Raw genomic sequence first — 24,193 nt, forward strand, 5'->3', positions numbered from 1 at the left:
GACGTCTAAACGTATAGCAGTTCACAACACAACATATAACGACAAAAGATTGATGAGGTAAGGTATGAGCTTTTTTCACGCCAACCAGCGGGAAGCCCTGAATCAGAGCCTGGCGGAAGTGCAGGGTCAGATTAACGTTTCGTTTGAGTTTTTCCCGCCGCGCACCAGTGAAATGGAGCAAACCCTGTGGAACTCCATCGATCGCCTGAGCAGCCTGAAGCCGAAGTTTGTTTCCGTGACTTACGGGGCAAATTCGGGTGAGCGCGACCGTACGCACAGCATTATTAAAGGGATTAAGGATCGCACGGGCCTCGAAGCGGCTCCGCACCTGACCTGTATTGATGCCACTCGCGATGAACTGCGCACCATTGCTCAGGATTACTGGAATAACGGTATTCGTCATATTGTTGCCCTGCGCGGCGACCTGCCTCCGGGTGGAGGGAAACCAGATATGTATGCTGCCGATCTGGTGAGCCTGCTGAAAGACGTCGCAGATTTTGATATCTCTGTTGCCGCTTATCCGGAAGTTCATCCGGAAGCGAAGAGTGCCCAGGCAGACCTGCTTAACCTGAAACGTAAGGTTGATGCCGGCGCAAATCGGGCGATCACCCAGTTCTTCTTTGATGTGGAAAGCTACCTGCGTTTTCGCGACCGTTGCGTATCAGCAGGCATCGATGTGGAAATTATTCCGGGTATCCTGCCGGTCTCTAACTTTAAGCAGGCGAAGAAATTCGCCGATATGACCAATGTTCGTATCCCTTCCTGGATGTCGACAATGTTTGATGGTCTGGATGATGATGCCGAAACCCGCAAGCTGGTAGGGGCGAATATCGCCATGGACATGGTGAAGATCCTCAGTCGCGAAGGGGTGAAAGATTTTCACTTCTATACGCTCAACCGCGCTGAGATGAGCTACGCTATTTGTCACACACTGGGTGTAAGACCGAATTAAACAGATGCCCCAGCCCTCTACGGAGGGCTTTTTATTGATCATTTTGATCTACATCTCTGTAACTTAAAATATAAAAGGAATTAGCTATCGAATCTGTGGGTTATTTCGACTATATCTTATCTCTGGTGGTGTATATCGTAGTCAGAACACTGTAAAGGGAGCATATAGATGAGCATGTCCGACGATAGCCATAACGCATCAACTGCCGGTAAGTGTCCTTTTCATCAGGGCGGTCACGATCAGAGCGCGGGAGCAGGAACGAACAACCGCGACTGGTGGCCTAATCAACTCCGTGTAGATTTGCTGAACCAACATTCCAACCGTTCGAACCCACTGGGCGAGGACTTCAACTACCGCAAAGAATTTAGCAAACTCGACTATTCTGCCCTGAAAGGGGATCTCAGAGCCCTTCTGTCCGAATCTCAACCGTGGTGGCCTGCCGACTGGGGTACCTATGCCGGTTTATTCATCCGTATGGCATGGCACGGTGCAGGGACTTATCGCTCCATCGATGGACGCGGTGGCGCGGGTCGCGGACAGCAGCGTTTTGCACCACTGAACTCCTGGCCGGACAACGTTAGCCTTGATAAGGCGCGTCGTCTGCTGTGGCCAATCAAGCAGAAATATGGTCAGAAAATTTCCTGGGCCGACCTGTTTATCCTCGCGGGTAACGTGGCGCTGGAAAACTCAGGCTTCCGCACCTTCGGTTTTGGCGCAGGGCGTGAAGATGTCTGGGAACCGGATCTGGACGTAAACTGGGGTGATGAGAAAGCCTGGCTGACCCACCGTCATCCTGAAGAGCTGGCAAAAGCTCCGCTTGGCGCAACCGAGATGGGTCTTATCTATGTTAACCCGGAAGGTCCTGATCACAGTGGTGAGCCGCTTTCTGCGGCAGCGGCTATTCGTGCGACCTTCGGTAATATGGGGATGAACGACGAAGAAACTGTCGCGCTGATTGGTGGTGGTCATACGTTGGGCAAAACCCACGGTGCAGCACCAGCATCCCATGTTGGTCCTGATCCAGAATCAGCACCAATTGAAGCGCAGGGACTGGGCTGGGCCAGCAGCTACGGCAGCGGCTCGGGTGCAGATGCCATCACCTCTGGTCTGGAAGTCGTCTGGACGCAGACGCCGACCCAGTGGAGCAACTATTTCTTCGAGAACCTGTTCAAATATGAGTGGGTGCAAACGCGCAGCCCGGCAGGCGCTATTCAGTTTGAAGCGGTTGACGCACCGGAGATTATCCCCGATCCGTTTGATCCGTCGAAAAAACGCAAGCCTACAATGCTGGTCACCGACCTGACCTTGCGCTTTGATCCTGAGTTCGAGAAGATCTCTCGTCGTTTCCTTAACGATCCGCAGGCGTTCAATGAAGCCTTTGCCCGTGCGTGGTTTAAACTGACGCACCGTGATATGGGGCCGAAATCGCGCTACATCGGACCGGAAGTACCGCAAGAAGATCTGATTTGGCAGGACCCACTGCCGCATGCGTTCTTCAACCCAAGCGAAGAAGACATTCTTAACCTGAAGGCGACCATTGCAGCTTCCGGACTTTCTGTCAGTGAGTTGGTATCGGTGGCGTGGGCCTCCGCATCGACTTTCCGTGGCGGTGACAAACGTGGTGGCGCTAACGGTGCTCGCCTGGCGCTGGCACCACAACGCGGCTGGGATGTGAATGCGACTGCGGCACGTGTTCTGCCTGTGCTGGAAGGTATTTATAAATCTGCTCATACCGCCTCGTTGGCTGACATTATCGTGCTGGCCGGTGTGGTAGGTGTTGAGAAAGCGGCAAGCGCGGCGGGTGTTAACATCACTGTACCTTTTGTTCCGGGCCGCGTAGATGCGCGTCAGGACCAAACCGATATCGAGATGTTTGAGCTGCTGGAGCCTATTGCTGATGGTTTCCGCAACTATCGTGCCCGTCCTGACGTGTCGACCACCGAGTCATTACTGATCGATAAAGCGCAGCAGTTGACCCTGACGGCACCGGAAATGACCGTGCTGGTAGGCGGGATGCGCGTCCTGGGTGCCAACTTCGATGGTAGTCAGCATGGCGTCTTTACCGATCGTCCAGGCGTGCTCAGCAATGACTTCTTTGTCAACCTGCTGGATATGCGTAACGAATGGAAAGCGACTGACGAATCGAAAGAGGTCTTTGAAGGTCGTGACCGTCTGAACGGTGAAGTGAAATACACCGCAACCCGCGCCGACCTGGTGTTTGGCTCTAACTCGGTACTGCGTGCGCTGGCAGAAGTTTATGCCTGCAGCGATGCCCACGAGAAGTTCGTGAAGGACTTTGTCGCGGCATGGGTGAAAGTGATGAACCTGGACCGTTTCGATCTGCTGTGATCGAAAATGCCGGATAAGCTTTGCGTTTATCCGGCCTGCCAGACAGAAAAATCCCCGCCATTGCGGGGATTTTTTATGGTGTGCTTATTCCCACTCTTGCAGATACCGCTGGCCATACTGATCGGCCACCAGAAGCGCAGCGTAAACCTGATCTGGTGTGGCACCGCCCGGCATGTTATGGATAGTCTCGCCTTCGGCACAAGCCGCTTCTGCCACAATGCGCATCTTCGCGGGAACATCCTGTTTGATGTCCAGTTGTGCCAGCGTAATAGGCAGACCAACGGAATGGCACAGTGCAGCCACGGTTTCGATTTCGTCTACCGGCGCGTTTTCCAGCACCAGTTGCGTCAATGTACCGAAAGCCACCTTCTCACCGTGGTAGTAGTGATGTGCATCCGGGATTGCCGTCAGACCGTTATGGATCGCGTGTGCAGCGGCCAGGCCACCGCTTTCAAAACCCACGCCGCTCAGATAGGTATTGGCTTCAATGACGCGCTCCAGCGCAGGCGTTACCACATGTAGCTCGGCGGCCAGCATCGCTTTTTCGCCTTCTTCAATCAGCGTATTGAAGCATAGCTCCGCCAGTGCCAGCGCGGCCTGAGTGCATTGACCTCCCGCCATGGTCGTTGCGCCGCTGCGTGAGCAGGCGCGTGCTTCAAACCAGGTTGCCAGCGCATCGCCGATACCTGCTGCCAGCAGCCGCGCAGGCGCACCCGCGACAATTTTGGTATCAACAATGACCCTGTCCGGGTTGTTTGGCAGCAGCAAATAGCGATCGAATTCACCGGCATCGGTGTAAATGACGGACAGCGCACTACATGGCGCATCGGTAGAGGCGATGGTTGGCGCAATGGCAACCGGTACACCCATAAAGTGCGCCAGCGCTTTGGCGGTATCCAGCGTTTTACCTCCGCCGATACCGAGCACGGCACCACATTGCACTTTTTCTGCCACGCCACGCAGGCGGTCGATTTCGTTTTGTGAACATTCACCACCAAACGGTACGATCTCGAGTGCCAGACCGGCGTCGTGGAAGCTTTTTTCCAGTGCGCCCTGGGCAAATCCTAAGACAAACTTGTCCCCAACGACCAGCCAGCGCTCTGCCAGTGGTTTGAGATAGCTGCCAAGACGGGTAATAACATCAGCGCCCTGGATGTACTTACCAGGTGATTGAATAATGCGATCCATACTGTATTTCCCTCACAGGTTGATGTGACCAAATGCGTTGTTCCAGTCCTGCTCAAACTTCTCTATTGCTGACTCTACCGCAGGGGTATTGAGCATTTGTTGCGCTACGTCTAATGGCAGGGTGATTGCGGCACATCCTGCCAGTAAGCAATCCAGCGCCTGGCGCGGTGTCTTAAAACTGGCTGCCAACACCATGCTGTTTGGCACATGCATCTCCAGCAGTGTTTGCAGCTCTTGCACTGTGCGGATACCGTCACCACCCTGAGCATCAATGCGGTTAACGTATGGTGCGATATATTTTGCCCCAGCCAGTGCGGCCAGCAGACCCTGAGAAGCACTGTATACCGCGGTGCCCAGCGTGGTGATCCCCTCTGTTTTTAGCATTTTGATGGCAGCCAGGCCTTCAGCCGTGACGGGAATCTTCACCACCAGACCGGGGACGGCGTTGCTCAGGCGTCTGGCTTCTTCCACCATGCCTTGTGCATCCCGGCTCATGGTTTGGGCAAACAAAATGCCCTCTTCGCCGATGGCGTTTTGCAGACGTGGTAGTACATCCCAGATGGATTCTTTGCTGGCCGCGACAATACTGGGGTTGGTTGTGACCCCGGCGATGGGGAAGATGCGAGCCAGACGTTCAACTTCCGCGACGTTAGCGGTATCCAGGTACAGTTCCATATAAAACACCCTCTTAATTTCTCGGTAGCAGCCCGTCACCGGGATACTTTGCTGTGCTCAGGATAAGAGTGTTTCGGCATGCTGCGCTATCTGACAAATCTGTCAAAAGCTGGACAAATGTAATGTGTCGGTGAAAGTGGGAGATACTTCACATGTTCTTGGTTGGTCAGTTTATGCTGATGGCTGGGGATACGAGTTTCTTTTTAATATTACAAAAATCCAGTAAATATGTTTTTTGTCCTCTGTGGGTTTTGTCGCGACTTCACCTTAATGTGGGGACGTCTCTTTTTCCGTTAACTGGCTGTGATATTGCCGACGATACTCAGACGGTGAGCGTTCGGTATTTTTGCGAAACAGGCGACAGAAGTAGTTGCTGTCGACGAACCCGCAGGCGTGTGCAACTTCTTTAATTTTCAGATCGTAGCCCTTCAATAGCGTTTTCGCTTGTTCAAGTCGGGTGTGGTTAAGATATTCGTTAAAACCAATGGCTCCGGTTTTCTGAAACAGATGCGAAAGATAATTCGGTGAGATGTAAAAGGCCTGGGCGACGGATTCGCGGGTCAACGGAGAGGCGTAGCGTTCGTCAATGTAGTCGCGAATGGCGTCGAAAAGTGCCTGGCTACGCGATGCTGTCTGGATTTGGCTACCGAGCAGGTCACGGCAATGGCTGAACAGGCTGGCAATAATTAATTTCGCGGTTTGCTGCTCCTGGGGCTGCATTTGTATTTCATTGAGTGCCTGTAGCAGGAAGGAGCCGATACGCGGCCCGCGGCGTGCCACATGTTGATTGGCGAGATGTTGGAACTGGCGGCCATCCCATTGCATAACGCTAAAGATTAACTGCTGCTTAGCGAACAGAATCGTCAGCATAGTGACGGGCGTTTGCCATTGCGGAAGATTCCAGCCTCCTGCCGGGACGTACAGAACGTCTCCGGGAAGAAGTATGTTCCCGATACCCGTATCCGAAAGTTGCCCCTCCAGCACGATTTCCAGTCGTGGAAAATCTACCTTATACGCCAGTTCTGGCGTTGCGGCATTGCTGCTGGCGAAGTAAACCTGGTGCAGCGGTAAGGGGCCGTTAATCAGGCGGGAAAGTAGGTGGCTGATGTTGTGATACATGTGAATCCCTGACAGATCGTGGACAGGGAAACAGTAACCGTCATCATAAAAAAAGGCCACTCTTAAAGAGTGGCCTGAGAGAGCGTTACTGATTCCCGATTTGATCGCCGTAAGGCAGGGAGTCGTAATCGATCAGGGCGTTTTTCTTGTACGGATTACCAATCCAGCGGGTCGTCTCTTTGAACTCCGGGCTGGTAATAGAACGGGTCGGATCGAAACCATCGTACGTAAAGCCTGCCAAATCTGACCAGGTATGGATAAGTTCAGAGCTGCTGTACTTACGATTAACGTCCTGTGAGAAGTCGCGTGGGTGCGCAGCCTGCCATTTTTCAGACGTCCACAGCAGGAACGGTACCGTATACATATGGCGCGTTGGGCTATCTTCATTACGGCCCTGCGTTTTATGTGGCGGCGTGTCATACACTTCTTCACCATGGTCAGAGAAGTAGAGCAGGAAGCCGTTCGGATCAGTTGCTTTGTAGTCTTTGATCAGGCTGGCAATGATATGGTCGTTATAGACGTTGGCATTGTCATAATCGTTATATGACTCCAGTTCATCACTGCTCAGACCCGCTGGTACGTTCTCGGTATTACCGTCAAACTTACCCTGGCCTTCCGGGTAGCGGAATTTGTATTTAATGTGCGTACCCAGCAAGTGAACGATGATGAACTTTTTCGGTGCCGGGTCGGCCATGACTTCTTTAAACGGTCCCAGCACGTTGCTGTCGTATTCACGCGCACTTTGGGTACGCTGCTGGTTCATATAGAACTGCTTGTCTGTCTGCCGGGAAAATACGGTCAGCATGGTGTTACGGGCGGTCATTGTTTGCTGGTTGGTTATCCAGAACGTTTTATAACCCGCCTGTTTCATCATATTCATCAACGACGGCTGCGTCAGATATAAATCCGGGTTCTTCTCGTTTGCGAAGGTCAGCGCCTGTTGCAGGATTTCAATCGTGTAAGGACGTGAGGTCACGACATTATTGAACACGGTGAAGTTTGGATCGGATTTATGCAGCGCATCCAGTTCCGGCGTGGTTTCACGTGGGTAGCCGTACAGGCTCATGCGGCCACGTTGAGTTGACTCGCCAATCACCAGCACCAGCGTACGCGGCGCATCACCAGAATTGTCTTTAAAGTTAGCCAGTGGTGGTAATGCGTTGTTCTCATTCAGCAGGCTATTTAATGCGGTCAATTGTTGACGGTATTGATAATAACCAGAGATGAACTGCCATGGCGCGGCAGGCTCCATGCGCGACGCAAGGCCGCCCAGCGTTTTCTCAAACGGCTTATGCTTGATAAACGTATTGACGGTCATTGGGTGCAGAATTAAACCGTACAACAGCGCAAATGACACCAGATAACGCCATGGCGACGGAATATGGACCGGGCGTAAACGCGTCCACAGCAGGATTGCGGTTGCTGTATAGGCCAGTGCGATAAGTACAATCTTGAGACTGAAATATTGGCTTAGATATTCGCGGGCTTCGTTGGCGTTGGTTTCAAACATAACGAACAGAACGCTTTGTGAGAATTCTTGTCCGTAAATAACGTAATAACTCAGCGCGGCCAATGAAGCCGCCCAGAGTGCCACACCAATAACGGCAGCGATAATGCGAATACGGTTCGGGAATAAGAATACCGGAATCAACCACAATGAGCTGAACAGTATTGAGTCGCGTAATCCGTTAGTTCCGCTATAGCCACTAAAATAAATAATGGCCTGGAGTAAGGTAGAGAAGAACCAAAAATAGAGGAGTGCCCAACCCAGGGCTTTCCAGCTAAATTTGGGTTTAGACTGGAGTTGTAAGGATTGCATAGTGTGAGCCTGTCTTTAATCGTAGCGCCAACGTTAGCGGCTAAACCTTAAGAGGATCTGAAGCAATGCGAGTCGAAAATCGCGTTCTGCTAACAAATATCCATTGGATGTATAAAATGCAGACAGGAATATATTAAAAATGAGGTGGTTATGACAGCAGTATTTTATATCACCCTCGCGCAATAGCACGAGGGTGACAGGCATAAAAATTAGCCGGTGTTACGCATACCGGCAGCAACGCCAGCAATAGTCACCATTAGCGCCTGTTCGACGCGTGGGTCTGGTGCATGACCTTGCTCTTCTGCCAGGCGCGAACGATATAATAATTCGGCCTGTAAGACGTTCAGTGGATCAGTATAAATATTCCTTAACTGAATAGACTCGGCAATCCACGGTAGATCGGCCATCAAATGCGAGTCATTGGCAATTGCCAACACCACATTGATATCGGCTTCCAGACGCTGACGCAGTTCTTCACCCAATGGCCAAAGCTCTTTTTTGACCAGGCGCTGATCGTAGTACTCCGCCAGCCACAGGTCAGCTTTTGAGAACACCATCTCCAGCATGCCAAGACGCGTGGAGAAGAATGGCCAGTCACGGCACATTGCTTCAAGCTCGCTTTGCTTACCGTCTTCAACCACTTTTTGCAGTGCTGTACCCGCACCCAGCCAGGCCGGAAGCATCAGGCGGTTCTGCGTCCAGGCGAAGATCCACGGAATAGCACGCAGAGACTCTACGCCACCGGTCGGGCGACGTTTTGCCGGACGTGAGCCGAGCGGTAACTTGCCCAGTTCCTGCTCTGGTGTTGCGGAACGGAAGTAAGGTACAAAGTCTTTGTTTTCACGAACATACCCGCGATAGAGATCGCAGGAGATATCTGAAAGCTCATCCATGATATGACGCCAGCCATCTTTTGGTTCCGGCGGCGGTAACAGGTTAGCTTCCAGAATCGCGGCAGTGTACAGCGACAGGCTACTGATGGTGACTTCCGGCAGGCCGTATTTGAAGCGGATCATCTCGCCTTGTTCCGTCACGCGCAGGCCGCCTTTAAGGCTACCTGGTGGTTGAGAGAGCAGTGCCGCATGGGCAGGCGCGCCGCCGCGACCAATAGAGCCGCCGCGACCGTGGAACAGCGTCAGTTCAATACCGGCTTTTTCGCAGGTTTTGATCAGCGCGTCCTGTGCCTGATATTGTGCCCAGGAAGCGGCCATCACGCCGGCGTCTTTTGCAGAGTCAGAATAGCCAATCATGACCATCTGTTTGCCCTGAATAAAGCCACGATACCAGTCGATATTCAGTAGCTGGCTCATAACATCATCGGCGTTGTTCAGGTCGTCCAGCGTCTCAAACAGCGGTGCGACCGGCATAGCAAAACCAATGCCGGCTTCCTTCAGCAGCAAATGCACGGCCAGTACGTCAGACGGTGTTTTCGCCATTGAGATTACATAGGCAGCAATGGAGCCATAAGGCGCTTCGGCAATCACCCGGCAGGTATCGAGCACTTCACGGGTATCGTTGCTGGGTTCCCAATTACGTGGCAGAAGCGGGCGCTTGGAGTTCAGTTCACGGATCAAGAAGGCTTGTTTATCCGCTTCTGACCAGTTTTCGTAGTCACCAATGCCCAGATACCGGGTCAATTCACCCAGAGCCTCGGTATGACGAGTGCTTTCCTGACGAATATCAATGCGTACCAGCGGTACGCCGAAACATTTCACGCGCCTAAGGGTGTCGAGCAACTCACCATTGGCGATGATACCCATACCACAGGCCTGCAGAGACTGGTAACACGCGTACAGCGGCTCCCAAAGCTGTTCGTTTTGGGTTAGCAGGCCAGCAGGTTTTGGCAGTTTTTCGCCTTTCAGACGCGCTTCCAGCCAGGCCTGAGTTGCCATCAGACGCGAACGCAGCATTTTCATCAGATAGCGGTAAGGTTCTGCTGCACCTTCTTCCCCGACCAGCGCCATCAGTTCCGGCGTGGCTTCCACCATCGACAGCTCGGAAATCAGGAACTGGATGTCCTTCAGGAACAGATCAGTGGCTTTCCAGCGGCTAAGCAGCAGCACATGGCGGGTGATATCTGCGGTGACATTCGGGTTACCATCACGGTCGCCGCCCATCCAGGAGGTAAAACGTACTGGAACAAAATCAACAGGTAGCTTATAACCCAGATGTTCTTCCAACTGTTCATTTAGCTCGCGCAGGTAGTTGGGTACGCCTTCCCACAGGCTGTTTTCAACCACTGCGAAGCCCCATTTGGCTTCATCAACCGGGCTTGGTCGTAGCTTACGGATTTCATCCGTATGCCAGGACTGAGCAATCAACTGGCGCAGACGACGCATCAGCTGATTGCGTTCGTAATCAACGATATCTTTGTTATCAAGCTGTTTGAGGCATGCGTTTACTTCACCCATTTTATGAATCAAGGTGCGGCGGGTGATTTCGGTTGGGTGTGCGGTCAGTACCAGCTCCAGAGACAGCGATTCCACGGCGTTCTTGATGGTGGCTTCATCGAGGTTGGGCTGGTCTTTCAGTTTACGCAAAGTACGAGCAATCACTTCCGGGTTGCTGGCAGCTTCGCCTTTTGGCGAAATACTGTGGTACTGCTCGGCGGTATTGGCCAGATTCAGGAACTGGCTAAATGCGCGGGCAACGGGCAGCAGCTCGTCGTTAGACAGATTTTGCAGTGTGGTGAGCAGTTCCTGGCGATTAACTTCATTGCCAGCGCGAGATGATTTGGACAGCTTACGGATTGTTTCTACGCGATCAAGAATGTTCTCTCCCAGCGCATCCTTGATGGTCTCTCCCAGCACTTTGCCGAGCATACTGACATTACTACGCAACGCGGAATATTGTTCGTTCATATTAACCCAGACACCCCATCTTTAATTTATGTGTCCTGTATCCTTCGCGCCACAGCGTTGTTGGCTGCGCTCGAAATCTCTCGGACTTAATTTTTTCGCCGTCTTTTATAAAGCCACGTAAAACTCGTGACGTCAATTGCTGCGAAATCGCTTCAGCAAACCAATAAATCGCGGCAATTTATTAAAGTTAATTCACATCGTGCCAAATAAGAAAAGCTTATGAACATGTGACATAGAGATGCCGGATGGCGCTGCGCTTATCCGGCTAACAAGACGGGGTAGGCCCGGTAAGCGTAGCGCCACCGGGCAAGTTTCATTAGTGCCAGCAGAAATGGTGCACAACCTGGGTGATTAATTCGCGGGTTGGCTTAATAAAGCGTGTTTCCAGATATTCATCCGGCTGATGTGCCTGATTAATAGAACCGGGACCCAATACCAGCGTCGGACACAGCGTCTGGATAAATGGCGCTTCGGTGCAGTAGTTCACCACTTCAGTCTGTGCGCCCAGCAGTTTCTCAACCACCTCGACCAGTTGATGGTCCGGCGGACACTCATAGCCAGGAATGGGCGGATGCAATTCCGATACCGTCAGGCGACCCGGCCAACGCTCACTGACCGGGGCCAGCGCATCGTTAAGTAGCCCATTCAGATCGTTAAGCGTCATACCGGGTAGTGGACGAATATCCATATGCAGTTCGCAGCAGGCGCAGATACGGTTAGCTGCATCGCCGCCATGAATATGGCCCAGATTTAACGTGGGGTACGGCACGGTAAAAGCGTCATGGTGATAGCGTTCTTTCAGGCCATCGCGCAGCTTCATGATATGGCCGATAGCATCATGCATCAGTTCAATCGCATTCACGCCGCGTGCCGGATCGCTTGAGTGACCCGACTGACCCAAAATTCGAATGGCGTTAGAGATATGGCCTTTGTGCGCGCGAACGGGCTGCAGAGATGTCGGTTCACCAATGATTGCGCAGTCCGGGCGGAGCGAAGTCGTTTCAGAAAAGTAACGAGCGCCGGCCATGCTGGTCTCTTCATCAGCGGTGGCCAGAATGTAGAGCGGCTTTTTCAGTTTCGTGACATCCACACCGCGCAGTGCATCGAGAATAAAGGCGAAAAAGCCTTTCATATCCGCGGTGCCCAGACCGTAGAGCTTATTGTCGTGCTCGGTGAGGGTGAAGGGATCGCGCGTCCAACGCCCATCGTCAAAAGGTACGGTATCGGTATGGCCTGCCAACAACAGACCGCCGGCACCGTGCCCGACACTCGCCAGCATGTTGAATTTATTGCGCGTACCAGGAACAGGCTGAACCTCAACATTGAAACCTAAATCTTTGAACCAGTCCGCCAGCAGAGTGATTAAACCTGCATTGCTTTGATCGAGCGCTTCTTCGGTTGCGCTAATCGACGGTGTGGCAATCAGAGCGCGGTAAATCTCGATAAATGGCGGTAAATTGTTTTTCATTGTTGACACACCTCGGGTCATGATAGTATCAATATTCATGCAGTATTTATGAATAAAAATACAATAACATTGAGCGTAATAAAACCCACCAAGTGTAAGGTGAGGTGATAAAGGCTTATACCTGGCAACCGAATCTAAGAAGGTGAACAGCTCCGATGTTGAATACGCTGATTGTGGGCGCGAGTGGCTACGCTGGCGCAGAGCTTGTGACCTATGTAAATCGCCATCCTGATATGACCATAACCGCTTTGACCGTCTCAGCGCAAAGCAATGATGCAGGAAAATTAATCTCCGATTTACATCCGCAGCTAAAAGGCATTGTCGATTTGCCGTTACAGCCAATGTCCGATATCAGCGAGTTTAGCGCAGGGGTGGACGTTGTGTTCCTCGCGACGGCTCATGAGGTCAGTCATGATCTGGCTCCGCAGTTTCTGCGTGCCGGTTGTGTGGTGTTTGACCTCTCGGGTGCGTTTCGCGTAAACGACGGTGCATTCTATGAGAAATACTATGGCTTTACCCATCAGCATCCTGAACTGCTGGAACAGGCGGTATACGGTCTGGCTGAGTGGAGCGTAGACAGACTGAAAGACGCGAATTTGATTGCTGTTCCGGGTTGTTACCCAACGGCGGCACAATTGTCGCTGAAACCACTTATTGATGCCGGGCTACTGGACCTTACTCAGTGGCCGGTGATTAACGCCACCAGTGGGGTGAGCGGTGCGGGCCGTAAGGCCGCTATTTCGAACAGCTTTTGTGAAGTGAGCCTGCAACCGTATGGCGTGTTTACTCATCGCCATCAGCCGGAAATCGCTACTCACCTGGGTACGGAGGTGATCTTCACTCCACATCTGGGTAATTTCCCGCGTGGGATCCTGGAAACTATTACCTGCCGTCTGAATGCGGGTGTCACTCAGACTCAGGTCGCGCAGACGCTGCAACAGGCATACAGCGATAAACCGTTGGTGCGCCTGTATGAAAAAGGCGTTCCGGCACTGAAAAATGTGGTTGGCTTACCGTTCTGTGATATCGGATTTGCTGTGCAGGGCGAACATCTGATTGTGGTAGCGACTGAAGATAACTTATTGAAGGGCGCGGCGGCACAGGCCATGCAGTGCGCAAATATCCGTTTCGGCTTTGCTGAGACGCAGTCTCTTATTTAAGGGTGCAATGATGAATCCATTAATTATCAAGCTGGGCGGCGTGTTACTGGATAGCGAAGAGGCGCTGGAGCGTCTGTTTACCGCGCTGGTAAATTATCGCGAGTCGCATCAGCGTCCGCTGGTCATTGTGCACGGTGGTGGCTGTGTCGTCGACGAGCTGATGAAACAACTTAATCTGCCGGTGAAAAAGAAAAATGGCCTGCGTGTTACGCCAGCCGATCAAATCGACATCATCACCGGGGCGCTGGCGGGGACCGCGAATAAAACCTTACTGGCCTGGGCGAAAAAACACCAAATTGCCTCTGTGGGTCTGTATCTTGGCGATGGCGACAGTGTAAAAGTGACGCCACTCGATAAAGAGTTAGGTCACGTTGGACTGGCGCAGCCGGGTTCGCCTAAGCTGATTAACACGCTGCTGGAAGGGGGCTTTCTGCCGGTAGTGAGTTCCATTGGCGTTACTGAGGATGGGCTGTTGATGAATGTCAATGCCGATCAGGCGGCGACGGCGCTGGCGGCAACGCTGGGGGCTGATCTGATCCTGCTCTCCGATGTGAGCGGTATTCTGGATGGTAAAGGCCAGCGTATTGCCGAAATGACCGCGACGAAAGCGGAACAGTTGATTGAGCAGGGCATTATTACCGATGGCATGATCGTGAAGGTCAATGCGGCGCTGGATGCTGCGCGTACGCTGGGCCGCCCGGTAGATATCGCTTCCTGGCGTCATGCTGAGCAACTCCCGGCGCTGTTTAACGGCACGCCGATTGGTACGCGTATTCTGGCTTAACTATTAATGTGCCGGATGGCGGCTTCGCCTTATCCGGCCGACATGGGTTTTGTAGGCCCGGTAAGCGCAGCGCCATCGGGCAAAAATATCATATTAAGGAAATTCGTTATGGCACTTTGGGGTGGGCGTTTTACACAGGCAGCAGATCAGCGGTTCAAACAGTTCAACGACTCGTTGCGTTTCGACTACCGCCTGGCAGAGCAGGATATTGTCGGCTCTGTGGCCTGGTCCAAAGCGCTGGTAACCGTCGGCGTACTGACTGCAGATGAACAACTACAGCTGGAAGACGCGCTGAATAATCTGCTGGAAGAGGTACGCCTGGACCCGCAGCAGATCCTGCAAAGTGATGCGGAAGATATTCACAGCTGGGTGGAAGGCAAGCTGATTGATAAAGTCGGGCAGTTAGGTAAAAAACTGCACACCGGGCGTAGCCGTAATGACCAGGTCGCAACTGACCTTAAACTGTGGTGCAAAGACACGGTCATGGAACTGTTGTCTGCGAATCGTCAGTTGCAAAGCGCGTTAGTCGACACCGCGCAAAATAATCAGGACGCGGTTATGCCGGGTTACACGCACTTGCAGCGTGCACAGCCGGTGACGTTTGCGCACTGGTGTCTGGCTTATGTCGAAATGCTGGCGCGTGATGAGAGCCGTCTGCAGGATGCGCTTAAGCGTCTGGACGTTAGCCCGTTAGGCTGTGGCGCACTGGCGGGTACTGCCTACGAAATCGATCGCGAGCAGCTGGCTGGCTGGTTGGGCTTTGCCTCGGCAACCCGCAACAGCCTGGACAGCGTTTCCGATCGTGACCATGTCCTGGAGTTGCTCTCTGATGCCTCTATCGGCATGGTGCATCTGTCGCGCTTTGCTGAAGATCTGATTTTCTTTAACACTGGCGAAGCAGGCTTTGTGGAGTTATCCGATCGTGTGACCTCAGGTTCATCCCTGATGCCACAGAAGAAAAACCCGGATGCATTAGAGCTGATCCGTGGCAAATGTGGCCGTGTACAAGGTGCGCTGACCGGTATGATGATGACACTGAAAGGTCTGCCGCTGGCGTATAACAAAGATATGCAGGAAGACAAAGAAGGCCTGTTCGATGCACTCGATACCTGGCTGGACTGTTTACACATGGCCGCACTGGTGCTGGACGGCATTCAGGTGAAACGTCCTCGTTGTCAGGAAGCGGCGCAGCAGGGTTATGCCAACGCCACTGAATTGGCGGATTATCTGGTTGCCAAAGGTGTTCCGTTCCGCGAAGCACACCATATCGTAGGTGAGACGGTGGTTGAGGCGATTCGTCAGGGTAAACCGCTGGAAGCATTGTCGCTGGCCGACTTGCAAAAGTTCAGCAGCGTCATTGGCGATGATGTCTATCCGATACTTTCCCTGCAATCCTGTCTGGACAAACGTGCGGCGAAAGGTGGCGTATCACCGCAGCAGGTTGCGCAGGCAATCGACTATGCGAAGGCACGTCTGTAGGCCGGATAAGGCGAAGCCGCCATCCGGCACTGTGCGTCGTTCTGCCTGATAAGCGTAGCGCCATCAGGTAAAAAGTTATCAGAGCCTGGCATTAAGCCGGGCTTTTTTATGCAAAAAAAATGCGGACCAGAGGTCCGCAAAAGTTCACGTTGGCTTTAGTTATTTCGAGTATGAGAACGGACAGGTGCTTCAAGGGTTAAAGGGTACCGTTCCGTTTCTGTGGTGCATTATTAAACAGAAAGCTTGATAGGGATAATCGTTCGTTGCTATGCTACCTATCGCCATGAACTATCGTGGCGATGGAGGATGAATAATGAATATTCGTGATCTTGAATACCTGGTGGCGCTAGCCGAGCATCGTCACTTCCGGCGAGCGGCGGATTCCTGCCACGTCAGCCAGCCAACGCTTAGCGGGCAAATCCGCAAACTGGAAGATGAGCTTGGCGTTATGCTGCTGGAGCGTACGAGTCGTAAAGTGCTGTTCACTCAGGCAGGTTTACTGCTGGTGGATCAGGCGCGTACCGTGCTGCGCGAGGTCAAAGTGCTCAAGGAAATGGCAAGCCAACAAGGCGAGACAATGTCTGGCCCGCTGCACATTGGTTTGATCCCAACGGTGGGGCCATACCTGTTGCCGCATATTATCCCTATGTTGCACCAGACCTTCCCGAAACTGGAAATGTATCTGCATGAAGCGCAGACGCATCAACTGCTGGCGCAACTGGATAGCGGTAAGCTCGACTGCGTGATCCTGGCGTTGGTCAAGGAAAGTGAGGCGTTCATTGAAGTGCCACTGTTTGATGAGCCTATGATGCTGGCGATCTATGAAGATCACCCATGGGCAAACCGCGACTGTGTGCCGATGTCAGATTTGGCAGGTGAAAAACTGTTAATGCTGGAAGACGGGCACTGTCTGCGCGATCAGGCGATGGGCTTCTGCTTTGAAGCAGGTGCCGATGAAGACACCCATTTCCGGGCAACCAGTCTGGAAACGCTGCGCAATATGGTTGCGGCAGGGAGTGGCATTACTTTGCTGCCTGCACTGGCCGTTCCGCCAGAGCGTAAGCGTGATGGTGTGGTCTATCTGCCGTGCATTAAGCCGGAACCGCGCCGTACTATTGGTCTCGTCTATCGTCCGGGATCGCCGTTACGCAGCCGTTATGAACAGCTGGCAGAGGCCATCCGTGGGGCAATGGATGGCCATTTCGACAAAGCGTTAAAACAGGCGGTTTAAGCCGTTTAGCGCGGCTACCCGATAGGCTTCTGCCATGGTTGGGTAGTTAAAGGTGGTGTTAACGAAGTACTCGATGGTGTTACCACCACCTTTTTGCTCCATGATCGCCTGACCGATATGAATAATTTCGGCTGCGCGTTCCCCAAAGCAATGGATCCCCAAAATCTCTTTGGTCTCGCGATGGAACAAAATTTTCAGCGTTCCGACACTCATTCCGACGATTTGCGCTCGTGCCAGATGCTTAAACTGGGCGCGACCGACTTCGTATGGGACTTTCATTGCCGTTAGCTGCTGTTCGGTTTTACCGACGGAGCTGATTTCAGGGATGGTATAAATCCCGGTGGGAATATCTTCGATCAGATGTGCGGTGGCTTCGCCTTTGACCAGTGCCTGAGCGGCGATACGTCCCTGATCGTAGGCCGCCGATGCCAGACTCGGATAGCCGATCACATCGCCAACGGCATACACATGCGGCAGTGCGGTCTGATACATGCTATTTACTTTTAGCTGCCCGCGACTGTCCGTTTTCAGGCCAATATTTTCGAGTGCCAGCGAATCGGTATTACCGGTACGACCATTGGCGTACAGCAGACAGTCTGCTTTCAGCTTTTTACCGGATTTCAGGTGCATGATGACGCCGTCATCACAGCCTTCAATCCGCTCATACTCTTCGTTGTGGCGAATGACCACGCCGCTGTTCCAGAAGTGGTATGAGAGTGAATCGGACATCTCTTGATCGAGGAATGCCAGCAGACGATCGCGGGTGTTGATTAAATCAACTTTTACGTCCATTCCTCGGAAGATAGACGCATATTCGCAGCCAATCACACCTGCGCCATAAATCAGAACATGGCGAGGTTCGTGATGCAGGCTGAGGATAGAATCGCTGTCGTAAACGCGTGGGTGCGAAAAATCGACGTCAGTTGGGTGATAAGGGCGTGAGCCGCAGGCAATAACAAACTTATCTGCGGTGAGTGTTTCCACTGTACCGTCGTGACATTCCAGAGCAAGGGTATGTTCGTCGACGAAACGGGCATTTCCCTGCAGAATTTCACAGTGGTTGCGCTCGTAAAAACCTTGCCGCATACGCGTTTGCTGATTAATTACGTTATCAGCATGGTTGAGAATATCGGCGAAAGAAGAACGAAGGAGTCGGGAATGGTCGCTGTAAAGTGGGTTCTGATTGAATTCGATAATACGGCTGACTGCGTGGCGGAGCGCTTTCGACGGGATGGTGCCCCAATGGGTACAGCCTCCGCCGACGTTATGATAGCGCTCAATAACCGCGACGCGCGCTCCTTGCTTAACCAGACCCATCGCAGCGCCTTCGCCGCCGGGACCGGAACCTATTACTATTGCATCGTAATCGTAGGAATGTGACATGGTCAGGCTTACCTGTTCTTATACATAAAAGCAACAGAATAGTAACATCGTTGTTGGGATAACCCAATTATCGTTGTGCTTTTTTGCGAAGTCGAAGCACAAACTGCGCGTAAACAATCATTCACAAAGCCATGCCAACCGCCTAATCTCTGGTATAGTGCCAGCAAGGTATGTGGAAGGATTCAGACATCGTGATGGGCGTTAGAGCGCAACAAAAAGAGAAAACCCGGCGTTCGCTGGTAGAAGCCGCATTTAGTCAACTCAGCGCTGAGCGTAGTTTTGCCAGCCTAAGTTTACGAGAAGTTGCTCGTGAAGCGGGCATTGCGCCAACCTCGTTTTATCGCCATTTCCGCGATGTGGATGAGCTCGGCCTGACGATGGTGGATGAGAGCGGTCTGATGCTGCGCCAGTTGATGCGTCAGGCTCGTCAGCGTATCGCCAAAGGCGGTAGTGTGATCCGTACCTCGGTCTCAACATTTATGGAGTTCATCGGCAACAATCCCAACGCCTTCCGTTTATTATTGCGCGAGCGTTCGGGCACCTCCGCAGCGTTTCGTGCAGCGGTTGCGCGTGAAATTCAGCACTTCATTGCGGAACTTGCGGACTATCTTGAACTCGAAAACCATATGCCTCGCGCGTTTACTGAAGCGCAAGCCGAAGCCATGGTAACGATTGTGTTCAGTGCCGGGGCAGAAGCACTGGATGTTGGCGCTGAACAGCGTCGGCAGCTGGAAGAGCGGCTGGTATTGCAACTGCGCATGATCGCCAAAGGCGCATTTTACTGGTACCGCCGTGAACAAGAGAAGATGACGCACCACTCCGAGTAACGAGAAGGACGAGCAATGAAACAGTCAGGTCAAGATAAAGGTACGCTGCTGCTGGCGCTGGTTGCTGGCTTATCGATCAATGGCACATTCGCGGCGCTGTTTAGCTCCATTGTGCCATTCTCTGTATTCCCGATTATTTCGCTGGTGTTGACGGTTTACTGTCTGCATCAACGTTACCAGAATCGCACCATGCCTGTGGGGTTACCGGGCCTGGCTGCAGCCTGTTTTATTCTCGGTGTTCTGCTGTACAGCACCGTTGTACGTGCTGAATATCCGGATATTGGCTCTAACTTCTTCCCGGCGGTACTGTCGGTGATTCTGGTGTTCTGGATCGGCTTTAAAGTGCGTAACCGTAAGCAGGAAATCGCGGAGTAACCGTTGTAGCTGTAGGCCGGATAAGGCAAAGCCGCCATCCGGCAATCTGAACCGGAAGTGCTTATCCGGCCTCCGTTCAGTCTTACTTCTTCGTTAACAGTACGCCGCACTCCATATGGTGCGTATACGGGAACTGATCGAACAGCGCCAGACGTGAAACATTGTGCGTCTGGCTTAATGTTTCCAGGTTCTTACACAATGTCTCCGGGTTACAGGAGATGTACAGAATACGCGGATACGCCTGCACCATTTTCTCCGTTTCGCTGTCCAGACCGCTGCGCGGTGGGTCAACGAAAATGGTCTCGCACTGATAACTCTTCAGATCAATCCCCTGCAACCGGTTGAATTCGCGAACACCGTTCATTGCCTGCGTAAACTCTTCGGCTGCCATACGGATAATTTGTACATTATCAATATGGTTAGCGGCGATGTTGTACTGGGCTGCAGCAACGGACGGCTTGGCGATTTCGGTGGCCAGTACGCGGTTGAAGTTCTGTGCCAGCGCTAATGAAAAGTTGCCATTACCGCAGTACAGCTCCAGCAGATCGCCCTTTGAATCTTTGGTGACATCAATCGCCCATTCCAGCATCTGAATGTTCATTGCAGCATTCGGTTGCGTGAAACTGTTCTCAACCTGGCGGTAGATAATCTCTTTGCCCGCGACCGGTAAACGTTCGTCGATATAATCCTGATCCAACTCGATTTTAGTTTTGGTCGCCCGGCCGATCAGGTGCACATTCAGGTTTTGCGCCCGCAGCGCATCCCGCAGCACTTCGGCTTCCTGGCGCCACTCATTATCCAGTTTTTTATGGTACAGCATGGATATCACCGCCTGACCGCTCAGGGTGGTGAGGTAATCAATCTGGAACAGTTTGTGACGCAGGATGTGGTTGTTGCGTACACCTTCAATCATTGCCGTCATCAGCGTGTTGATAAGCTCGCTGGCCGCCGGGAAACTGTCGACACGAATGCGGTTTTTCGTTTGGCTGTCGAACATGATGTGGTACAGGTCATCCCCGTCATGCCACAGACGGAACTCGGCACGCATACGGTAATGGCTAACCGGTGAGCGGAACACTTCCGGAGCCTGTGCATAAAATGGCGTCATTAAGCTCTGCAGACGCACCACTTTTTCAGCTAACTGTGCGTCGTACTGTTCTGTCGGAAGGTGTTCGGGGGTCATGATGCGTCCTGAAAAATAAAAGTACGCGGGGATTGTAGGGATTGCTCATCAGATGTCCAGTTATTGATGATTTCCGATATTGTGATATCCGGTCTGGACAGTAGGTTGTAACAAACTGTAGCATCCGTTTTCCGGTCCTGTGAGTTAAAAGGGAATCCAGTGTGAATCTGGAGCTGACGCGCAGCGGTAAGGAAAGGTGAAATGAGAGCGTAAAGCAGACACTGCCTGTGGGTGGGAAGTCTTCATTTCTTTTTATTCGGTATCCTGAATAACCTTCCAAGCCCGAAGACCTGCCGGCTAACGTCGCATCTGGTTTTCACTATCGCGTACTATCGGTGGACCTGCGGCATCCTTCTTATATTGTGGATGCTTTACAATGATTAAAAAATCGTTGCTGTTGACGGCGCTTTCCGTCGCGGCATCTTCTGGTTGGGCGCAGGATGCTAGCCCAGATACTCTCGTCGTCACTGCCAACCGTTTTCAGCAGCCCCTAAGCGCAGTACTTGCACCCATCACCGTCGTTACACGTCAGGACATTGATCGCTGGCAATCTACCTCGGTAAACGATGTACTGCGTCGTTTGCCTGGTGTTGATATCGCGCAAAGCGGCGGTATGGGGCAAAACTCGTCTATTTTTATTCGCGGCACTAACGCCAGCCATGTTCTGGTGTTGATAGATGGTGTGCGTCTTAATTTAGCGGGAGTTAGCGGCTCGGCCGATCTTAGCCAGTTCCCGGTATCGCTGGTGCAACGTATTGAGTATATCCGCGGGCCGCGTTCCGCTATATATGGTTCGGATGCGATTGGCGGTGTGGTGAATATCATTACTACGCGCGAAAAACCAGGGACGGAACTGACCGCCGGCGTGGGAAGCAATGGGTATCAGAATTACGATATCTCAACCCAGCAACAGCTTGGCGAAAATACGCGTGTCACGTTGATGGGCGATTATGCCTACACCAAAGGCTTCGATGTCGTGGCCTACGGTAGCACTGGTGCACAGGCTCAACCGGATAAAGACGGTTTCTTAAGCAAGACGCTGTATGGCGCACTGGAGCACAACTTCTCCGAGACATGGAGTGGGTTCGTTCGTGGTTATGGTTATGATAACCGCACAGATTATGACTCGTATTATTCTCCTGGCTCGGCGCTACTTGATACCCGACAGCTTTATAGTCAGAGCTGGGACGCTGGGTTACGTTTTAATGGCGAGCTTATTCAGTCGCAACTGGTTTCGAGCTACAGCCACAGTAAAGACTACAACTATGATCCGAACTATGGCCGCTATGATTCCTCGGCCACGCTGGATGATATGCAGCAATATAATGTTCAGTGGTCAAACAGCATAGTTGTTGGCCACGGTAACATTGGTGCAGGCGTGGACTGGCAAAAGCAAACCACGGAGCCAGGCACTGGGTATGTTACGGACGGTTACGACCAACGCAATACTGGCCTCTATTTGACGGGATTACAGCAGCTTGGTGACTTCACCTTCGAAGGTGCGGCACGTAGTGATGATAACTCCGAGTTTGGTCGTCATGGCACATGGCAAACCAGTGCCGGATGGGAGTTTATCGAAGGCTATCGTTTCATTGCCTCCTATGGCACATCTTACAAAGCGCCAAATCTGGGGCAGTTGCATGGCTATTACGGCAATGCAAACCTTGACCCCGAAGAGAGTAAGCAGTGGGAAGGGGCGTTTGAAGGGTTAACATCAGGTGTTAACTGGCGCGTGTCAGGGTATCGCAACGATATCGATGACATGATCGACTACAACACTCACACTCAGAAGTACTACAACGAAGGCAAAGCGCGTATTAAAGGTATCGAAGCGACTGCAAACTTCGACACCGGGCCGTTGGCGCATACGCTTAGCTACGACTACGTAGATTCGCGTAATGCGATTACCAACGAGCCACTGGCTCGCCGTTCTAAACAGCAGGTGAAATACCAACTCGACTGGCAGGTCTATGATTTTGACTGGGGCCTGACATATCAATATCTGGGGACGCGATACGATACGGACTACGTTACTTATCAACCGGTAAAATTGGGCGGTGTGAGTTTGTGGGATCTGGCTGTGTCATATCCGATCACCTCACAGCTGACAGTTCGTGGTAAAATCGCCAACCTGTTCGATAAAGATTACGAGACAGTTTATGGCTACCCAACTGCAGGACGGGAATACACCTTGTCTGGCAGCTACACCTTCTGATTCACGTCCTACCGTGCTGGTGTTTGATTCCGGCGTCGGTGGGTTGTCGGTCTACAATGAGATCCGGAATCTCCTGCCGGATCTCCACTATATATATGCTTTCGATAACGTCGCTTTTCCTTATGGTGAGAAAAGCGAAGAGTTTATCGTTGAGCGTGTTGTTGAGATTGTGACGGCAGTTCAGCAACGCTATCCCCTCGCACTTGCGGTTATCGCATGCAATACCGCCAGCACGGTGTCACTCCCGGCATTACGTGAAAAGTTCGCTTTTCCGGTTGTCGGTGTGGTGCCTGCGATTAAACCCGCGGCGCGGCTCACGGCGAATGGTATTGTCGGGCTACTGGCGACGCGCGCGACGGTGAAACGCTCGTACACACACGAATTGATTGCGCGGTTTGCTAACGAGTGTCAGATAGCGATGTTGGGATCCGCTGAGCTGGTGGAACTGGCAGAAGCGAAGCTGCACGGAGAACCCGTCTCGCTGGAAGAGCTGCGTCGTATTCTGCGACCGTGGCTGCGGATGTCGGAACCCCCTGATACGGTGGTCCTTGGATGCACCCATTTCCCTCTATTACAGGAAGAGTTATTGCAAGTCCTCCCGGAAGGGACGCGACTGGTGGATTCCGGTGCAGCGATTGCGCGTCGAACGGCCTGGCTATTGGAACACGAAGCGCCAGATGCAAAATCAGCCGATGAGAATGTGGCATTCTGCATGGCAATGACAACAGAGGCTGAACAATTATTGCCAGTGTTGCAGCGCTATGGCTTCAAAACGCTCGAAAAACTGGCGATTTAGTCTGTTTTGGTGAAAAAGTACGCACTCGGAAAATTATTTTAAATTTCCCCTTGTCAGCCTGAAATAACTCCCTATAATGCGCCTCCACTGACACGGAACAACGGATTACACGCCGCCGGGTCAGCGGGGTTCTACTGAGAATCTCGTAGAGAAAAGCAAAAATAAATGCTTGACTCTGAATGAGGAAAACGTAATATACGGGACCTCGCGACAGAGCGCTAAAGCGCGTCGCAACTGCTCTTTAACAATTTATCAGACAATCTGTGTGGGCACTCGAAGATACGGATTCTTAACGTCGCAAGACGAAAAATGAATACCAAGTCTCTTGA

The 24,193-nt window shown here is 52.3% G+C and carries 18 protein-coding genes and 1 riboswitch; of the genes, 10 read left to right on the forward strand and 8 right to left on the reverse strand.

The features are described 5' to 3' along the window. The first annotated feature begins 64 nt into the window (after window positions 1–64). Together metF and katG are read left to right on the forward strand one after the other, a co-directional pair. Window positions 65–952, forward strand: a complete 888-nt coding sequence (gene metF, locus NNO03_RS11625; RefSeq protein ID WP_271442185.1) for a methylenetetrahydrofolate reductase — start codon at window positions 65–67, stop codon at window positions 950–952. Window positions 953–1,120: 168 nt separating this feature from the next. After that, window positions 1,121–3,301 carry a catalase/peroxidase HPI gene (gene katG, locus NNO03_RS11630; protein WP_271442186.1) on the forward strand — a complete coding sequence of 727 codons (2,181 nt, stop codon included), beginning with the start codon at window positions 1,121–1,123 and terminating at the stop codon, window positions 3,299–3,301. An 84-nt stretch (window positions 3,302–3,385) separates the two neighbouring features. Here katG and NNO03_RS11635 read toward each other — a convergent pair whose 3' ends face one another. From NNO03_RS11635 to argE, 6 genes are all read right to left on the reverse strand, one after another. After that, the gene (locus NNO03_RS11635) at window positions 3,386–4,489 is read right to left on the reverse strand and encodes a glycerol dehydrogenase (protein ID WP_271449582.1); all 1,104 of its coding nucleotides are present in this window, start codon (window positions 4,487–4,489) and stop codon (window positions 3,386–3,388) included. Window positions 4,490–4,501: 12 nt separating this feature from the next. After that, window positions 4,502–5,164 carry a fructose-6-phosphate aldolase gene (gene fsa, locus NNO03_RS11640; protein WP_271449583.1) on the reverse strand — a complete coding sequence of 221 codons (663 nt, stop codon included), beginning with the start codon at window positions 5,162–5,164 and terminating at the stop codon, window positions 4,502–4,504. A 267-nt stretch (window positions 5,165–5,431) separates the two neighbouring features. Beyond that, window positions 5,432–6,283: an AraC family transcriptional regulator gene (locus NNO03_RS11645; protein ID WP_271449584.1), complete on the reverse strand. Its 852-nt coding sequence runs from the start codon at window positions 6,281–6,283 to the stop codon at window positions 5,432–5,434. An 85-nt stretch (window positions 6,284–6,368) separates the two neighbouring features. Then, window positions 6,369–8,102: a phosphoethanolamine transferase CptA gene (locus NNO03_RS11650; protein ID WP_271442189.1), complete on the reverse strand. Its 1,734-nt coding sequence runs from the start codon at window positions 8,100–8,102 to the stop codon at window positions 6,369–6,371. 209 nt (window positions 8,103–8,311) lie between these two features. Next, window positions 8,312–10,963, reverse strand: a complete 2,652-nt coding sequence (gene ppc / locus NNO03_RS11655) for a phosphoenolpyruvate carboxylase (protein WP_202037227.1) — start codon at window positions 10,961–10,963, stop codon at window positions 8,312–8,314. Window positions 10,964–11,279: 316 nt separating this feature from the next. Next, window positions 11,280–12,431: an acetylornithine deacetylase gene (argE, locus tag NNO03_RS11660; protein WP_271449585.1), complete on the reverse strand. Its 1,152-nt coding sequence runs from the start codon at window positions 12,429–12,431 to the stop codon at window positions 11,280–11,282. Window positions 12,432–12,586: 155 nt separating this feature from the next. Between argE and argC the strand changes: the two genes are divergently transcribed. The 4 genes from argC to oxyR all read left to right on the forward strand — a co-directional run bounded on the left by argC (window position 12,587) and on the right by oxyR (window position 17,085). Beyond that, the gene (gene argC, locus NNO03_RS11665) at window positions 12,587–13,591 is read left to right on the forward strand and encodes an N-acetyl-gamma-glutamyl-phosphate reductase (RefSeq protein WP_271449586.1); all 1,005 of its coding nucleotides are present in this window, start codon (window positions 12,587–12,589) and stop codon (window positions 13,589–13,591) included. 7 nt (window positions 13,592–13,598) lie between these two features. Continuing rightward, window positions 13,599–14,375 (forward strand): acetylglutamate kinase, encoded by a 777-nt coding sequence (gene argB, locus NNO03_RS11670; RefSeq protein WP_137378532.1) that lies wholly within the window; start codon window positions 13,599–13,601, stop codon window positions 14,373–14,375. Window positions 14,376–14,483: 108 nt separating this feature from the next. Then, window positions 14,484–15,854, forward strand: coding sequence for an argininosuccinate lyase (gene argH, locus NNO03_RS11675; protein WP_271449587.1), 1,371 nt, complete (start codon window positions 14,484–14,486; stop codon window positions 15,852–15,854). A 313-nt stretch (window positions 15,855–16,167) separates the two neighbouring features. Then, complete coding sequence (gene oxyR / locus NNO03_RS11680) at window positions 16,168–17,085, forward strand: DNA-binding transcriptional regulator OxyR (protein WP_137381485.1); 918 nt, start codon at window positions 16,168–16,170, stop codon at window positions 17,083–17,085. Here oxyR and sthA read toward each other — a convergent pair. Continuing rightward, on the reverse strand, window positions 17,068–18,468 hold the full coding sequence (gene sthA / locus NNO03_RS11685; RefSeq protein WP_202037223.1) for a Si-specific NAD(P)(+) transhydrogenase: 1,401 nt from the start codon (window positions 18,466–18,468) through the stop codon (window positions 17,068–17,070). The two genes, oxyR and sthA, sit on opposite strands and share 18 nt — an antisense overlap. Window positions 18,469–18,659: 191 nt before the next feature. Between sthA and fabR the strand changes: the two genes are divergently transcribed. Together fabR and NNO03_RS11695 are read left to right on the forward strand one after the other, a co-directional pair. After that, window positions 18,660–19,295, forward strand: a complete 636-nt coding sequence (gene fabR, locus NNO03_RS11690; protein ID WP_003028862.1) for an HTH-type transcriptional repressor FabR — start codon at window positions 18,660–18,662, stop codon at window positions 19,293–19,295. Between the two features lie 15 nt (window positions 19,296–19,310). Beyond that, complete coding sequence (locus NNO03_RS11695; RefSeq protein ID WP_003825114.1) at window positions 19,311–19,670, forward strand: YijD family membrane protein; 360 nt, start codon at window positions 19,311–19,313, stop codon at window positions 19,668–19,670. An 82-nt stretch (window positions 19,671–19,752) separates the two neighbouring features. Here NNO03_RS11695 and trmA read toward each other — a convergent pair whose 3' ends face one another. Further along, window positions 19,753–20,853 carry a tRNA (uridine(54)-C5)-methyltransferase TrmA gene (trmA, locus tag NNO03_RS11700; protein ID WP_271449588.1) on the reverse strand — a complete coding sequence of 367 codons (1,101 nt, stop codon included), beginning with the start codon at window positions 20,851–20,853 and terminating at the stop codon, window positions 19,753–19,755. Window positions 20,854–20,968: 115 nt separating this feature from the next. Then, a riboswitch (cobalamin riboswitch) is annotated at window positions 20,969–21,166 on the forward strand. Window positions 21,167–21,229: 63 nt separating this feature from the next. Here trmA and btuB point away from each other — a divergent pair. Next, window positions 21,230–23,068 (forward strand): TonB-dependent vitamin B12 receptor BtuB, encoded by a 1,839-nt coding sequence (gene btuB / locus NNO03_RS11705; protein WP_271449589.1) that lies wholly within the window; start codon window positions 21,230–21,232, stop codon window positions 23,066–23,068. Further along, entirely contained in the window at window positions 23,013–23,864 is an 852-nt protein-coding gene (gene murI / locus NNO03_RS11710; RefSeq protein ID WP_137381510.1) for a glutamate racemase, read from the forward strand. The genes btuB and murI overlap by 56 nt, the downstream gene beginning before the upstream one ends. Window positions 23,865–24,193: the final 329 nt, after the last annotated feature.

Origin of the sequence: Citrobacter sp. Igbk 16, assembly GCF_028069755.1 — a bacterium.
Classification (GTDB): domain Bacteria; phylum Pseudomonadota; class Gammaproteobacteria; order Enterobacterales; family Enterobacteriaceae; genus Citrobacter.

Bases quoted from the DNA above. Each gene is read 5' to 3' on its own strand.
- metF (WP_271442185.1), top strand. From the start codon at position 65: ATGAGCTTTTTTCACGCCAACCAGCGGGAAGCCCTGAATCAGAGCCTG.
- katG (WP_271442186.1), top strand. From the start codon at position 1,121: ATGAGCATGTCCGACGATAGCCATAACGCATCAACTGCCGGTAAGTGT.
- NNO03_RS11635 (WP_271449582.1), bottom strand. From the start codon at position 4,489: ATGGATCGCATTATTCAATCACCTGGTAAGTACATCCAGGGCGCTGAT.
- fsa (WP_271449583.1), bottom strand. From the start codon at position 5,164: ATGGAACTGTACCTGGATACCGCTAACGTCGCGGAAGTTGAACGTCTG.
- NNO03_RS11645 (WP_271449584.1), bottom strand. From the start codon at position 6,283: ATGTATCACAACATCAGCCACCTACTTTCCCGCCTGATTAACGGCCCC.
- NNO03_RS11650 (WP_271442189.1), bottom strand. From the start codon at position 8,102: ATGCAATCCTTACAACTCCAGTCTAAACCCAAATTTAGCTGGAAAGCC.
- ppc (WP_202037227.1), bottom strand. From the start codon at position 10,963: ATGAACGAACAATATTCCGCGTTGCGTAGTAATGTCAGTATGCTCGGC.
- argE (WP_271449585.1), bottom strand. From the start codon at position 12,431: ATGAAAAACAATTTACCGCCATTTATCGAGATTTACCGCGCTCTGATT.
- argC (WP_271449586.1), top strand. From the start codon at position 12,587: ATGTTGAATACGCTGATTGTGGGCGCGAGTGGCTACGCTGGCGCAGAG.
- argB (WP_137378532.1), top strand. From the start codon at position 13,599: ATGATGAATCCATTAATTATCAAGCTGGGCGGCGTGTTACTGGATAGC.
- argH (WP_271449587.1), top strand. From the start codon at position 14,484: ATGGCACTTTGGGGTGGGCGTTTTACACAGGCAGCAGATCAGCGGTTC.
- oxyR (WP_137381485.1), top strand. From the start codon at position 16,168: ATGAATATTCGTGATCTTGAATACCTGGTGGCGCTAGCCGAGCATCGT.
- sthA (WP_202037223.1), bottom strand. From the start codon at position 18,468: ATGTCACATTCCTACGATTACGATGCAATAGTAATAGGTTCCGGTCCC.
- NNO03_RS11695 (WP_003825114.1), top strand. From the start codon at position 19,311: ATGAAACAGTCAGGTCAAGATAAAGGTACGCTGCTGCTGGCGCTGGTT.
- trmA (WP_271449588.1), bottom strand. From the start codon at position 20,853: ATGACCCCCGAACACCTTCCGACAGAACAGTACGACGCACAGTTAGCT.
- btuB (WP_271449589.1), top strand. From the start codon at position 21,230: ATGATTAAAAAATCGTTGCTGTTGACGGCGCTTTCCGTCGCGGCATCT.
- murI (WP_137381510.1), top strand. From the start codon at position 23,013: ATGGCTACCCAACTGCAGGACGGGAATACACCTTGTCTGGCAGCTACA.